This window comes from Paenibacillus pasadenensis DSM 19293 (genome assembly GCF_000422485.1).
In the GTDB taxonomy this organism is placed as follows: Bacteria; Bacillota; Bacilli; order Paenibacillales; family Paenibacillaceae; genus Paenibacillus_O; species Paenibacillus_O pasadenensis.
The window spans coordinates 43,766-56,760 of sequence record NZ_AULW01000059.1; the positions used below are offsets into that span (position 1 = coordinate 43,766).

Here is a 12,995-nt window from a genome sequence, read left to right on the forward strand (position 1 = left end):
AAAACAGCGGGCCCGCTCGCAAAAGATCAGCTCAGCTTCGGCTTGGTCGGTCCAAGGACATAGACCGTATAGCCTCGCTTCTTGCCGAATTTTTTCACGTAGGATTCACTTTCGTAGAACACGTCGATTTTCTTGCCGTTGATCGCTCCGCCCGTATCTTCGGCGCGGCGGAAGCCGATGCCTTCTATATACACCCACCATCCCAGCGGGATGACGTCCGGGTCGACTGCAATGGTGCGCCCTTCGGACACTTTCGCTCCGGAGGCGGTGACGCCGTAACCGGGGTCGCCTTTGGATTTGCCCGTGGAGGCGAATCCGGCGGTATACGCGGTCAGGGTAACGTTGGTGAGAACTTTCTTGGCTTTGAGATCGAGACCGGATTTGGTCTGAGCTAGGGCTGGAGATGAGGATGCCGCGGTCAGGACCGCTGGCTTCGGTTTGGGCTTTTCCTTGGTTCCCACCGCCACGACCTTGCTGACGGCTTGTTTCTCCATGGATTTGGCGAGCAGAGTCTTCGTGACCAGTTTGCCGTCCTGGTACACCTTTTCGAAGGTTTTGACGAGTTGGCCGTTCTGGCCGGCCTTCACCATCTTGAGCTGCCCCTTTTCCAGGGTAGCGTCCTGCTTGCGGACGACGGTGAACGGGATGTCGTGCTTGGTCGTAATCTGATGCTTGTCGATTCTCATGACGCGGATCGTCATGTTGGCTTTCAGCTTGCTTTCGGAGCTCGGGAATACTTTATCCTGCTCCCGTACGGCAATATTGGATTCTCCGATCGCCGCTTCCACGGTCTTTTTGGTGGTCTTCACCTGCAGGGCCTTGCCGTCGGCAAGAATCGTCACCGGCACCGCCTGGTCGATCACGATGCGGTCGCCCTCCTGAAGCGCGGCGCCGAGCGGAATCGACAGCTCGTCATGCGGTCCGACCGCGATCGCCTGCTCCTCCAGCAGCTGCTGGAGCGAGGAATGGCTCGTGCTTACGATTTTCTCCTGCCCGTTCAGCACCAGAGAGACGCTTTTTTCCGACGTCCCTTTCAGCAACACCAAAAACATGAAAGTCATTGCGAGTGAGATCGTTATGCTAAGGATAATCAAACGCAGGTTGTCATGCTTCCATCGCCATTGGAAAGACTTGCTGGATGATCGTTGTACATGGGTTTCCTTTAAAGGGATAGCGCCCACTTCTTCGGTCCTCCTTACATAGCCCCGCCGCCTCGTGTTACGCATGATAATTCAAGACGCGACTATTAGGTTTTGTACGTGCCGAGCAGCACGCCGCTGGCAGCCTCGCCTCACCTCCACCGTTAACCCTATGTCGACGTATAATTCATTATTCAAACAAAAAGAAGCCGTCGACAGAGGATCTGTTTCGTGGCTTCCCGGGTGGTCACGATCAGGTGGAAGTGGAGCACGAGGTTGATCTCTCTTATATGCGCTTACGAGGTTAGCTGACGGGTTCGGGCAAGAGAGCTGCCCTATCGGCTCAAGGACCCTGCTCGTGGTCCCGGCGAATTTACCCCTGGAAAAGTACAGCTTGTCTGGCGGTCAAGCGTCATCCCTTCGGTATGTACGGCTTGCGTCCCCTTCTGCTGCGATGGTTCCCCCGCTCCCCCCGTTCGGGGAGATTAAGCGAATGATGAAAATCCTGCATCACTCAAAGCTCTGTGTTGAATCATACCGTTTCCTTCAAGCGATTGTAAAGACACGATAAAATCCTCTGAGATTCAAAATCGAGGGTTTTCGGGCGATGACGGACGTTTTATTCAAGGAAAGGTCAATCTTTCTCCTCCACAAGTCTTTTTTCATCCGATATCACGCCATTTTAAGAAATTTGGAAACATTTTCTTGCATTTGCCGATGTGATGGAAACGATTTCTTCTACAGATTTACCTTTTATTTCCGCAGCCGTTTCGGCCACGAGCGTGACGAAAGAGGTTTCGTTCCGCTTGCCGCGATGGGGGTGCGGAGCGAGGTAAGGAGAGTCCGTTTCGAGCAGCAATCGGTCCATCGGCACTTGCGCGAGCACCTCTTTGGGAACCCTTGCATTTTTGAACGTGACCGGTCCGCCGAAGGAGATGTAGAAGTTCATGTCGAGGCACTGCTTCGCCGTTTCCCAGCTGCCGGAGAAGCAGTGCATGATGCCTCCGACCTCCTCCGCTTTCTCCTCGCGGAGGATGCGGACGACATCCTCATGGGCGTCGCGGTTATGGATGACGATCGGCTTGCGGCATCGCTTGGCGATCGCGATCTGGTCGCGGAACGCCTGCTGCTGGACCTCCTTCGGCGAGGTGTCCCAGTAATAATCGAGCCCGATTTCTCCGAGCGCGGCGACCTTCGGATTGCTCATCAGCGACTCGATCCAGGCCAGATCGCCCTCGCGCAGATCGGCCGTGTCGGTCGGATGCCAGCCGACGATGGCGTAGACGAAGGGATAAGATTCGGCAAGCTCCAGCGTCGTCGGGATCGTTTCCCGGTTGAAGCCGACATTGAACAGCAGCTCCACGCCGGCTTCCCGCGCGCGCTGAATCGCTTCGGCGCGGTCGTTGTCGAATTTCGGTGAGTCCATATGGGTGTGCGTGTCGATGATTCCTTTCATGGTTCGACTCCTTTCATGCTTCGCCGCTCTGCTCCAAGCCCAGACGGGCCGCCGTACGCGGCTTCAGCTTATGCCGGATCCGTCCGGCGGCTTCTTCATCATAATACAGGCGGTAATGGCCTCGGTGCATGCCCGTGATCGAGGGAACGACATCGGAGCGCAGCGAGATTTCCGTTACGGCTCCGCTCGGCTCGAGCAGCAGGATGGGTGGCTTGCCCCTTCCTCCATCGGTCAGGCCCTCGGTCGCGGATCGATACACATGATAAGGAAGATCGTACGGGAAATCAATTTCAAGCTCATAGCCCGGATCCATTCCCGCCGCCGCCATTTCCTCGAAGCACAGCTGCGCTTCTGATTCATGCTCTTTCTCGAAGGTTATATACTTGTACAATTTGCGATGAAGGAACCGCGAGCACAGCTGCGACAGCAGCTTGTCCTCCTCTTCCGTCCATGCCACGAACGCCGTCTGCACGAGCGCCTCGTCGAGCTTCAGGTAGGAAGGAACATCGAGCTGGCCTTGGAACAGCTTGACGATCGGATCCGGAATCCACCCGAACGGATAGCCCGAGCGGCACAGCTCCTGGGCGCGAAGCAAGATTTTCCGGAGGATGATCTCCGAGCTGCGGGTCACCGGATGGAAGTACACCTGCCAGTACATCTGATACCGGCTCATGAGATAATCCTCCACCGCGTGCATCCCGCTCCCCTTGACGACGATCCGCCCCTGATGGGGCCTCAGCACGCGCAGGATCCGGTCCAGATCGAACGTGCCGTAGTTGGCTCCGGTAAAATAGGCGTCCCGGAGCAGGTAATCCATCCGGTCCGCGTCCATCTGGCTCGAGACGAGATTGACGACGATCGGCTTCTCGTAGTTCTTGCGGATGACCGAGGCCACCTTGCTCGGAAAATCGGCCTCCACCGTGCGCAGGAGCCGGTTCACTTCCGTCTTTCCCTCTATTATATGGCAGCTCCATTCCTCATGGTCGAACTCCATCACTTCCTCGATCGAGTGGGAGAACGGTCCATGCCCCAGATCGTGAAGCAGGGCCGCGCACAGACAGAGCAGCTTCTCTTCCCTCGGCCAATCCGGGTACTCGCTCCGCTCGAATTGCGAGATGATCCGGCGGGTAATCTCATATACGCCCAGCGAATGGCTGAAGCGGCTATGCTCCGCCCCGTGAAAGGTCAGGTAGGTCGTGCCGAGCTGGCGGATCCTCCGCAGCCGCTGAAATTCCGGCGTATCGATCAGATCCCAGATCAGCTGATCTTGCACGTAGATATACTTATGGACAGGATCCTTGAACACCTTTTCTTCTTCCAGCCTCGCCATTGCCCCACCTTGCTTTCTGTTCATAGTTTCGACAAAAACCCCAGGTTTTTGTCGAATGATGTCGCAAATATATTTCCAATTGAAACTTGTCTATAGTAAGATAGCCTAAGTTGGAACCCCTTGTACCGCCTGCAATGCCTTATTTCTTCGCGAATCGCGGCCAAAAAGGCAGGTTGACTGTTTTGGGAATGGTTGGTATGATAGGGATCATAAAAAGTAGCTTTTTGTCGAAACATGACGATACATGAACCTACGAAAGGGGTTAAGTTGCCCTATGATGAAGTCTACCGGAATTGTACGTAAAGTCGATGAGCTCGGACGCGTCGTCATCCCGATCGAACTGCGCCGCACCCTCGGAATCGGGGAGAAGGACGCCCTGGAGATCTACGTGGACGGAGAGCGCATCATGCTCAAGAAATACGAGCCTGCCTGCATCTTCTGCGGAAACGCGGAGAACGTCGCTTACTTCAAAGGAAAGATCGTCTGCAATTCTTGCCTTTCCGAAATGCCTTCCCCTGTGACAAAATAGAATAAATCAGGTATACTAGGTTTTAGCAACTTAACCCAAGGTATTTCTAACCTTTTTATACTCCTTACTTGCCTTCCTGAACCGCTCGCGGCTCAGGAAGGTCTTTTTTTATTTACGCATGACTTCATTATAGACGTCGCGCTTGGAGAGGCCCCGGTCGGCGGCCGCCTGCTTGATCGCCTCCTTGCGGTCCTGGCCAAGACGCTCATAATGCTCGACATGCTGCTCGAGCTCCAGCGCATGCCACCATTCCGTGCCGGCCTCGACTTTCTCCGCCTCCCCCTCGGCGATGACGAGGCAGTATTCGCCCAGCGGCTCCTGCTCCTCCAGATGGGCGATCAGCTCGGACAGCCTTCCCCGCGCCGCTTCCTCATGGCGCTTGGTCAGCTCGCGGATCATCGCCGCCTCCCGGTCGCCGAGCCGCTCGAGCAGCGCAGGCAGCGTCTTGCGGATGCGATGCGGCGACTCGTACAGCAGCAGCGTTCCCGGCAGCGCCTTCAGCGGCTCCAGCCATTTCTCCAGCGACTTCTTGTCCCGCGGCGGGAATCCCGCAAAGGTGAAGCGCTCCGTCGACAGCCCCGACATGATCAGCGCCGACAAAGCGGCGTTCGCTCCAGGCACCGGCACGACCGGGATGCCCCGAGCGGCCGCCTCGCGCGCGAGATCCGCTCCCGGATCGGAAATCGCCGGCATGCCGGCATCGCTCACAAGGGCAATCGAGCTCCCTTCCTCGAGCAGCCGCAGCAGCTCCGGTCCGCTGCTCGCCTTGTTGTGCTCGTGATAGCTGACCATGCGGTTGTCGATCTCGAAGCGGCTGAGCAGCTTGCGCGTCTGCCTCGTATCCTCCGCCGCGATCAGCGCGGCTTCCTTCAGGATGCGGATCGCCCGCATCGTCATGTCCTCCAGATTGCCGATCGGCGTCGCCACCAGGTACAGCGTTCCTTTATCCGTCGGTTCGAAGCTCTTCTGCAGCTGCATCCGGCTTCCCCCTTCCTTGATGAAAATAAATGTCCATGATCTCGTCGCTGTACTGCCCGTCGTCCTGATACACGATCAACGGCGGAAGCAGGCGCACGGACGGGCGTCCGCCGCGGACAGCCTCGATCAGCACCATGTTGGCCTCCGAACCGGCATGGGGATGGACGAAACGGATCCGTTTCGGCTCCAGCTTGTGACGGGTCATGGCCGAGACGATCTCGATCAGGCGACCCGGACGATGGACCATGGAGACTCGCCCCCCGGTGCGGAGCAGGCGCGCGCATTGCTCGACGATCTCTTCGAGCGTGCCGTTCATCTCATGGCGGGCCGCCGCCACATGCGGATTTTCATTGCGGTCGCCGCTCGCTGGAGGCAGATAAGGCGGGTTCACCGTCACCGCGTCATAGCTGCCGTAGCCGAGCTGCTTGGCGAGCAGCCGCAGATCGCCTTCGACGATCCGGATCCGCTCCTCGAGCCCGTTGAGGGCGACGCTTCGCCGGGCCATGTCCGCCAGGCGCGGCTGGATCTCCACCGCGTCGATGCCGGCTTCGCAGCGGGTCGAGAGCAGCAGCGGCACGACGCCGTTGCCGGTGCACAGATCGACGATTCGGCCGCGCTTCGGCACGCCGGCGAAGCGGGCCAGCAGCACCGCATCCATCGAGAAGCTGAACACCTCCCGGCTTTGGATGATGCGGAGCCGATGGGTCAATAGATCATCCAGCCTTTCGCTGGGCAGCAAATCAAGCTCCATGATGCATAGCTTCTCCTTCCAGGATAAAATCATAAATGGTCCATGACGACAAACAGGACCCGCAAGCGGGTCCTGGAAGGGTTATTTGTTCAGGAAGGAGAGGCAGAACAGGCAGTCTCCCTCGGTGCGGAGATGACCGTAGTTCACGTTGCAGATGTGGAATCCTTCGTAATAAAGGCGGGCCAGATTGTCATGCCCTTCTCCGACTGCAGGCGCATCCTCCCTATCCGCTTCGTCCGTCAGGACGGCCGCCGCCGCAGTAACGGCTTGCGCCGCTCCGGCCGGATCGGCCTTGCGCCGTTCTCCGTGCGGATTCGTTTCTTTTTTGAGCACCTTGCGCAGCTGGCGGTTCTCGATCGTCAGCTGCTGGTTCGCTTCGAGCAGCTGCTTGACGCTGAGCTTCAGCTCTCCCAGCTCTCGATGGAAGGCGCCAACCGTCGCTTCAAGCTCCTCCAAATGCAGGAAAAGATCTTTTTTGTCCAAGAACTCACACCCCAGAGCTTTGCTGCAAATCATTCAAGCCCGGCTGGCGCCGGCCTTACTTGACTACAACCTCGTCGATCGGCATTTCCTTCGGCCGTCCGCCTTGATCGAAGAGCTGGACGAACACCTTCTTGGACGAGGCATTGATGCCGGTGACGCGTCCCTCTCCATGCGAGGTGACGACCGTCTTGCCGACGGAAGGCATTTCTTCCCGGATGCTCTCGTAGTTATCATGCTCAAATTTCAAGCAGCACATCAGCCTGCCGCATAATCCGGAAATCTTGGTCGGATTGAGCGAGAGACTCTGATCCTTGGCCATCTTGATGGACACCGGATCGAAGTCGCCGAGCCAGGACGAGCAGCAGAGCACGCGTCCGCAAGGTCCGATGCCGCCCAGCATCTTGGCTTCGTCGCGGACTCCGATCTGCCTCAGCTCGATCCGGGTCCGGAATACGCTGGCCAGATCCTTGACCAGCTCGCGGAAATCGATCCGGCCTTCGGCCGTGAAGTAAAAAATGATCTTGTTGCGATCGAACGTAAATTCGACATCGACCAGCTTCATCTTGAGGCCGTGCGCGCGGATCTTGTCCAAGCAAGTCGCGAAGGCGTTCTGGGCGGCGCCACGGTTCTCTTCCACGACTTTGGCGTCCTGCTCGCTGGCGATGCGAATGACTTTTTTAAGCGGGAGAACTACGTCTGATTCGTCTACTTGTTTCTGTCCGACTACGACTTTGCCGTATTCCACACCCCGGGCCGTTTCCACGATGACATGATGGTCCGTGCCTACGGGGTGATCGACGGGATCAAAGTAATAGATCTTGCCCGCTTTTTTGAAGCGGACACCGACGACATTATACAAGGATTAACCCTCCTGTAGACGTACCATTAATTGCTCGAGGGCAAGCTGGGGAGCGACGTTCGCCTTGATCATCCCCGCTGCCCCCATCGTATGCTCCATGCACGAAACCCAGTAAGCCGCCGGCTTCGTAAAGGCATGGGCGCTTATCCAATCCACCTGATCTATGAAAACCATCTTGTCAGACCTTCCGGCCTGAAAATGAATCATGTCTCTGTACCATAACACCAATAAGGACAAAAGCAGCTGCGGATCGGCACCCAGGTCCGTCTTGGACAGGCGCTGCTGGACGGTGACCAGAGCCGCAGTGAATCGAGACAAGCTCTCCTTGCCTAATTGTATCACTACATTTCGGATTTCTGCAAACCCAACTTGCGCCGTCAAAGCCCTTGAGGCATCCTTGCCGGAGGCCAGATGGACGGCCGCCCGCGCGAGCAGCGGAGGCTCTCCTTCGGCGACGAGCTGCTCCAGCATCTCCTCCGTGGAGTAAGGAAGGAAAGGCACGGGCTGGCTGCGGGAAGCGATCGTCGGGAGCACCGATCCGGGATGCGTCGCCAGCAGGATCGCCACCGTCGGCGAGACCGGCTCTTCCAAAAACTTCAGCAGGCTGTTGGCGGCCTGCGGCGTCATGGCATCGGCCTTTTCGATGAGGTATACCTTGCGGCTGCCTGCATCGGCCGTCCGATAGGCCATCTCCCGCTGCAGCTCCTGGATCTGGCCGAGCTTGACCGACTGGCCGTCCGGCGCGATGCGATGCAGATCCGGCTGGTTCCCGTGCTCGAACTTGCGGCATTCGAGGCACTCTCCGCAGGCGTCATCTCCGCGGGAAGTGCAAAAAAGCGCCTGCGCGAACGCAAGCGCCGTCTGCAGCTTTCCGGTGCCGTTCGGCCCGGCGAACAAATAGGCATGGGACACCTTGCCGGTGCGCAGCGCATGCTGAAGAATCTGCTTGGCCTTGCCCTGGCCGGGGATATCGGAAAGTTTCACGGATCGAATCCTTTCTATTTAAAAAAGCAGGTTGATGAGCAAGCCGCGGATATCGCCCACGCTCTGCAGCAGCTGCATCCGCCCCTGCTCCGTCTGCAGCAGCTCCTCCGCCATCGCGAGGAGGCTCTCGTCGACCTCGTCGAGCAGCTTATGCCGCTTGATTCGGCCTCTGCGGTCCATGCTGCGCACGTCCTTGATGCCGACGCCGCGGCGCACCGTCAGCTCGAGGAACTGCTTGACCATCGCCTTGTACGTCTGCAGCTCGCGCACCGTCATGGAGCGGGCGAGCCGGTCTCCCTGCGCCTGGATGTCCTGCAGCTTCTGCTGCAGCTCCTCCCGCGTCCGGCTGCCGTTCTGCTGGTGCATGACGTCGGCGAACGATTTCGGCTGCACCGCGCGCCCGGCTCCGCTGCCCGAGACGCGGTCCTGGCCGAGAGGACGGTACCCTGGATCGATTTTCATGCCAACCCTCTCCTGTCAGAAATGTTCGAAGCGCTCGACCGGAAGCACGAACACCGCCGCGCCTCCCACCTGGACCTCGACGGGAAAAGGAATATACGAATCCGTCGTGCCGCCCATCGGCGACACCGGAGTGACGAGCTGATCGCGCACCTTGCAGTTGGAGCGGATGCAATGAAGCACCTCGTGCACCCGTTCATCCTCGATTCCGATCATGAACGTCGTGTTGCCGGCCTTGAGGAAGCCCCCTGTGCTGGCGAGCTTGGTCGCCCGGAAGCCTGCGCTTACCAAGGCGTTGGAAAGGCGGTTGCTGTCTTTGTCCTGTACAACGGCGATGACGAGCTTCATCCTCATCCCTCCTGTAACGTTTCCGTTAAAATTCGACATGCTTCAGATGGAATCCTGCTGCCGGGGCCAAAGGACCCTCATCGCTTCTTCCCGAATGGCATCGGGCGCCGCCGAGGCGTCCAGCCGGAACATCCGCCGGGGCTCTTGCTCGTGCAGCAGCCGATATCCTTCTCTGACGCGGCGATGGAACGACTCCGCCTCCAGATCGAGCCGGTTGACCTCCCGCTCGCTCGAAGCGGCGATCCGCGCCAGCCCGAGCTCGGGCGGCACGTCGAGCCACAGCGTCACGTCGGGCATCCATTCGCCGATCGCATAGCGGTTGATGCCGCGCACTTCCTCGATGCCGAGTCCTCGGGCGTAGCCCTGGTACGCGAGGCTGCTGTCGATGAAGCGGTCGCAGATGACCCATTGCCCCGCTTCGAGCGCGGGCACGACCTTTTCGACGAGATGCTGCCTGCGGGCAGCCGCATACAGCAGCGCTTCCGTCCGGGCATCCATGCTCGTATGGGACTTGTCGAGGATGACCGCGCGGATCTTCTCGGCGATCGGAATTCCACCGGGCTCGCGGGTCGTCAGCACGGACTGTCCTCTTGCTTCCAGCTCCGCCGCGAGAGAGCGGATCAGCGTCGTCTTGCCCGCTCCTTCTCCGCCTTCTATTGTAATGAAGATTCCTTTAGACACGTTCATGCTCCCTGCATCTGGTTTCCCTTTATCATACCATAGATCGGGCGCGAAACCGCGCGGCTCCGCCGAAAGGCTTATTGTCGCCTTACCCGGATCCAGCCTCGTTCAGACGCATTTTTACCCTGAAACCTCGCTTCTTTCAGCCGCTGCATGCTTGCGATTGCCCGATCCGTAAGCGGCTCTCCCTCCAGCACGAGCGGTATTCCCGGCGGGTAGGGAATGATCGTCTCGGCGCTGATGCGGCCAGCTGCCTCCAGCAGCGGCACCAGCTCGGTTTCCCTTTCCTCCGGCGGGAAGCGTTCCAGCCTGGTCGGCTTGGAGAAAAGAAAGGCAGCCTCGTTCGAGCCGGCCTCGGCATCATCTCCGGAGGCAGCTTCTGCGCCATGCGCCTGTTCGCTATCCGTATCCGATTCGTCATCCCGCGCCTCTGCGCGGCCGAAGGCTCTTTCCACCGCGGACAATCCCTCGTCTACGAGCGCTTCCAGCTCCGCAAGAGCGGCCAGGAGCCGCTCCGCTTCCTCGATGCCGGTACGCGCGCCGACGAGCAGCACGACATAGGACTCGTCGGCCATCTCCGCCCAGATGCCCCGTTCCTCCAGCTGCCGCAGCAGCTCGAAGCCTTGGATTCCGCCCAGCCGGTCATGAACGACCAGTCGCAGCGGGTCCGTGCGAATCTCCCCGTCCTCAAGAAGATCCTCCGCAAGCCCCCATCGCGCGCTTCGGCGAATGCCGCTGCGGATCGCCGCCGCAGCCTCCAGGCCGGGAGCGAACCACTCTTCCCCGTGCTCATCGAGCAGTCCGCGCGCGAGATCGAGCGAAGCCATAATCGGGTACGATGGAGAGGAGCTCTGCAGCGCGGCGAGCATCGCCTTCACCTTCCGTCGATCCAGCCTCTCTCCCTGCATGTGCAGCATCGCCCCCATCGTCATCGCGTGAAGCGTCTTGTGCGTCGACTGGACGACGGCATCCGCTCCGGCCTGCAGCGCTCCTGACGGCAAGCTCGGGTGAAGGCCATAATGCGCGCCATGGGCCTCGTCTACGAGCAGCAAGCATCCGGTCCGATGGACGAGCTCCGCATAAGGATGCAGGTCGCGCGACCAGCCGTAATAGCTCGGGGTGCTGAGAAAAAGCGCCTTGGCCTGAGGCCAGCTGCGAAGCGCTTGTTCGACCGCTGCCAGCTCGGGCAGCTCCGTCAGGCCGCTTGCCGTCTCGATGCGCGGCTCCAGAAAGACGGCTTCCGCGCCGCTCAGCCGGATGCCGTTCAAGACAGATTTATGGACATTGCGCTGGACCAGCACGATGTCCCCTGGCCCCGTGCAGCCGAGCAGAAGAGCGAGATTGCCGGCCGTGCTTCCTCCGACGAGGAACGCCGTCTCCTCGGCTCCGAAGCGGCGGGCAGCAAGCTGCTGCCCCTGCTCGATGGCTCCGGACGGATCATGCAGGTCGTCCGTATCGCTCAGCTCCGTCACATCCATAGGCAGCAGTCCGCCTAGGGCGGCTAGGAACGATGGCGCTCCGTCGTCGCTCTCGTCGTTCCAGCGTTCCGATGCCGCCAGCGATCTCGCGATTCCTTTGTGGCCAGGGACATGAAAAGACAAGGGCCGGGCAGCGGCGTGCCGCTGCAGCATGTCTACGATCGGCATCATTCTCTTCAATGAAACGGCTTCCTTTCCCGCTCAACGGATCTTTTCCTCCATTGTAGCGGTCCGCCCGTCCAAAAAAAAGCTCCCGCCATTCATGGCGGAAGCTCAAGCATTTTTATGGATCCAGATCTGTCTCATCTGATGAACGTAGAAAGGATATTTCTCATCCAGCACATCGGTTTGCACCATTTCCCTCTCGCAGCTCCCGCATATGAATTCAGTCACGATTCGCAATCCTTGGTCATGGGGTTTCAGCTCGCCGCATACGATGCAGTTGCACATGGCTTCCTCATGCATCACCCATCCGCCTTTCTTTCCTTGCAATGATAGTAGCATTATGTCCTTCATTCTAGCAATTCATACCTGCGCTTCGCTATAATAAGCAAGAAGATGACATCGGCCCATCCGCGCTTCTATAAGATATGCCGCTCCTCGCCAAGGGTGATTGGCGCATCCGGTCCACGGCTGGCGCCGTTCCGAGCAGACGGGCTTCATTCCAAGGAGGATTCCATGTTCCAGCCTCTATCCGAGCAGAAGGAAGCGACCATCTATCAATATAAGCTTGTCCGCAAGCTAGCCTTCGAGCAAGGCTTTCAGCGGTTCTACTACATCTCCGGCGCGACCCTTGCGCTCGCGCTTCTTATCGCCGATCCTTGGCCGTCGCTGCTCGGCCTGATGACGGGCTTTATGTTGATTCCCGCCTTGCATGCGGCCATTATCCGCATGGCTCTCCTGCGCAGGCATTCGCTGGAGTCCACTTCCCGCCGCTGGCAATGGAGATGGAAGCTTCCCTTTCCCGGCTATATGCCGGTGCTGCCTATGGAACTGTCCGTCTTCCAGCGGCTTCAGCTCCACAAGCTTTGGATCGGAGCCTGCGCCATCGGAGCTTTCTACCCGTGGCTGTCTCCATGGCTGCTCTCCGCTTATCTGCTGCTTCATCTATGGCTGCTGGCTCCGCTCGTCTATGCCATCGTCCGCCTCCATAAGGAGAACAGGGACGGCGTCATCAAGCTCCCCTTCGAGGAGCCGTTCTTCTCTTACTATCATCGTTAGATCAGGCCGATGCCTGGTCTTCTTTTTTATAACCTGAAGAAGATCGAATGAAGCTCGATCCATGCAAAAAGCCGCCGCATCTTCGGATGCGGCGGCTCGTGGTTGCAAGTGCTTGGCGACGTCCTACTCTCCCAGGACCCTGCGGTCCAAGTACCATCGGCGCTGGAAGGCTTAACGGTCGTGTTCGGGATGGGTACGCGTGGTTCCCTTCCGCCATCGCCACCAAACGTCCTGCTTGCTCAAGGCGTAGGCTTGCGCCCTGAAAACTGGATCGAACGAAATGCCGTGCTGACCGGCTG

15 protein-coding genes, 1 rRNA gene and 1 riboswitch are annotated in these 12,995 nt (G+C 58.9%); of the genes, 2 read left to right on the forward strand and 14 right to left on the reverse strand.

Going from position 1 to position 12,995, the window contains the following annotated elements; all coding sequences use genetic code 11:
- Positions 1-26: 26 nt before the first annotated feature.
- The 3 genes from H582_RS0108895 to H582_RS0108905 form a co-directional block, all read right to left on the reverse strand.
- Positions 27-1,181, reverse strand: a complete 1,155-nt coding sequence (locus H582_RS0108895) for a 3D domain-containing protein (RefSeq protein ID WP_028598270.1) — start codon at positions 1,179-1,181, stop codon at positions 27-29.
- A gap of 236 nt (positions 1,182-1,417) precedes the next feature.
- Positions 1,418-1,641, reverse strand: a riboswitch (cyclic di-AMP (ydaO/yuaA leader).
- A gap of 180 nt (positions 1,642-1,821) precedes the next feature.
- Positions 1,822-2,595, reverse strand: coding sequence for a TatD family hydrolase (locus H582_RS0108900; protein ID WP_028598271.1), 774 nt, complete (start codon positions 2,593-2,595; stop codon positions 1,822-1,824).
- 13 nt (positions 2,596-2,608) lie between these two features.
- Positions 2,609-3,925, reverse strand: coding sequence for an HD domain-containing protein (locus H582_RS0108905; protein WP_043111125.1), 1,317 nt, complete (start codon positions 3,923-3,925; stop codon positions 2,609-2,611).
- A 274-nt stretch (positions 3,926-4,199) separates the two neighbouring features.
- On the opposite strand from H582_RS0108905, the gene H582_RS0108910 reads away from it, so the two are divergent.
- The gene (locus H582_RS0108910; protein WP_028598273.1) at positions 4,200-4,454 is read left to right on the forward strand and encodes an AbrB/MazE/SpoVT family DNA-binding domain-containing protein; all 255 of its coding nucleotides are present in this window, start codon (positions 4,200-4,202) and stop codon (positions 4,452-4,454) included.
- A 108-nt stretch (positions 4,455-4,562) separates the two neighbouring features.
- Here H582_RS0108910 and rsmI read toward each other — a convergent pair whose 3' ends face one another.
- From rsmI to H582_RS0108960, 10 genes are all read right to left on the reverse strand, one after another.
- Positions 4,563-5,432 carry a 16S rRNA (cytidine(1402)-2'-O)-methyltransferase gene (rsmI, locus tag H582_RS0108915; protein WP_043111126.1) on the reverse strand — a complete coding sequence of 290 codons (870 nt, stop codon included), beginning with the start codon at positions 5,430-5,432 and terminating at the stop codon, positions 4,563-4,565.
- Positions 5,398-6,183, reverse strand: coding sequence for a tRNA1(Val) (adenine(37)-N6)-methyltransferase (locus tag H582_RS0108920; protein WP_028598275.1), 786 nt, complete (start codon positions 6,181-6,183; stop codon positions 5,398-5,400). Before H582_RS0108920 ends, rsmI begins: the two co-directional genes overlap by 35 nt.
- Positions 6,184-6,264: 81 nt before the next feature.
- Positions 6,265-6,666: an initiation-control protein YabA gene (locus H582_RS0108925; RefSeq protein ID WP_028598276.1), complete on the reverse strand. Its 402-nt coding sequence runs from the start codon at positions 6,664-6,666 to the stop codon at positions 6,265-6,267.
- A 55-nt stretch (positions 6,667-6,721) separates the two neighbouring features.
- Positions 6,722-7,525 carry a PSP1 domain-containing protein gene (locus H582_RS0108930; protein ID WP_028598277.1) on the reverse strand — a complete coding sequence of 268 codons (804 nt, stop codon included), beginning with the start codon at positions 7,523-7,525 and terminating at the stop codon, positions 6,722-6,724.
- A gap of 3 nt (positions 7,526-7,528) precedes the next feature.
- Positions 7,529-8,509, reverse strand: coding sequence for a DNA polymerase III subunit delta' (holB, locus tag H582_RS0108935; RefSeq protein WP_028598278.1), 981 nt, complete (start codon positions 8,507-8,509; stop codon positions 7,529-7,531).
- Between the two features lie 18 nt (positions 8,510-8,527).
- Complete coding sequence (locus H582_RS0108940) at positions 8,528-8,971, reverse strand: YaaR family protein (protein WP_028598279.1); 444 nt, start codon at positions 8,969-8,971, stop codon at positions 8,528-8,530.
- A gap of 15 nt (positions 8,972-8,986) precedes the next feature.
- A complete protein-coding gene (locus H582_RS0108945; RefSeq protein WP_028598280.1) occupies positions 8,987-9,316 on the reverse strand; it encodes a cyclic-di-AMP receptor in 330 nt (109 codons plus the stop codon).
- Positions 9,317-9,358: 42 nt separating this feature from the next.
- A complete protein-coding gene (gene tmk, locus H582_RS0108950) occupies positions 9,359-9,997 on the reverse strand; it encodes a dTMP kinase (protein ID WP_028598281.1) in 639 nt (212 codons plus the stop codon).
- 77 nt (positions 9,998-10,074) lie between these two features.
- A complete protein-coding gene (locus tag H582_RS0108955) occupies positions 10,075-11,646 on the reverse strand; it encodes an aminotransferase class I/II-fold pyridoxal phosphate-dependent enzyme (RefSeq protein WP_043111127.1) in 1,572 nt (523 codons plus the stop codon).
- 102 nt (positions 11,647-11,748) lie between these two features.
- Positions 11,749-11,991, reverse strand: coding sequence for a sigma factor G inhibitor Gin (locus H582_RS0108960; protein ID WP_307719987.1), 243 nt, complete (start codon positions 11,989-11,991; stop codon positions 11,749-11,751).
- Between the two features lie 162 nt (positions 11,992-12,153).
- Here H582_RS0108960 and H582_RS0108965 point away from each other — a divergent pair, with 162 nt between their 5' ends.
- Positions 12,154-12,696 (forward strand): hypothetical protein, encoded by a 543-nt coding sequence (locus H582_RS0108965; RefSeq protein WP_028598284.1) that lies wholly within the window; start codon positions 12,154-12,156, stop codon positions 12,694-12,696.
- A 110-nt stretch (positions 12,697-12,806) separates the two neighbouring features.
- Here the strand turns inward: H582_RS0108965 and rrf are convergent.
- Positions 12,807-12,923, reverse strand: a 5S ribosomal RNA gene (gene rrf / locus H582_RS0108970).
- Between the last annotated feature and the right edge of the window lie 72 nt (positions 12,924-12,995).

What these genes read in the sequence shown, in the direction of transcription:
- rsmI (WP_043111126.1), bottom strand. Translation starts at nt 5,432, where the DNA reads ATGCAGCTGCAGAAGAGCTTCGAACCGACGGATAAAGGAACGCTGTAC.
- H582_RS0108945 (WP_028598280.1), bottom strand. Translation starts at nt 9,316, where the DNA reads ATGAAGCTCGTCATCGCCGTTGTACAGGACAAAGACAGCAACCGCCTT.
- H582_RS0108900 (WP_028598271.1), bottom strand. Translation starts at nt 2,595, where the DNA reads ATGAAAGGAATCATCGACACGCACACCCATATGGACTCACCGAAATTC.
- H582_RS0108965 (WP_028598284.1), top strand. Translation starts at nt 12,154, where the DNA reads ATGTTCCAGCCTCTATCCGAGCAGAAGGAAGCGACCATCTATCAATAT.
- H582_RS0108910 (WP_028598273.1), top strand. Translation starts at nt 4,200, where the DNA reads ATGATGAAGTCTACCGGAATTGTACGTAAAGTCGATGAGCTCGGACGC.
- H582_RS0108955 (WP_043111127.1), bottom strand. Translation starts at nt 11,646, where the DNA reads ATGATGCCGATCGTAGACATGCTGCAGCGGCACGCCGCTGCCCGGCCC.
- H582_RS0108905 (WP_043111125.1), bottom strand. Translation starts at nt 3,925, where the DNA reads ATGGCGAGGCTGGAAGAAGAAAAGGTGTTCAAGGATCCTGTCCATAAG.
- H582_RS0108920 (WP_028598275.1), bottom strand. Translation starts at nt 6,183, where the DNA reads ATGGAGCTTGATTTGCTGCCCAGCGAAAGGCTGGATGATCTATTGACC.
- H582_RS0108960 (WP_307719987.1), bottom strand. Translation starts at nt 11,991, where the DNA reads ATGAAGGACATAATGCTACTATCATTGCAAGGAAAGAAAGGCGGATGG.
- H582_RS0108940 (WP_028598279.1), bottom strand. Translation starts at nt 8,971, where the DNA reads ATGAAAATCGATCCAGGGTACCGTCCTCTCGGCCAGGACCGCGTCTCG.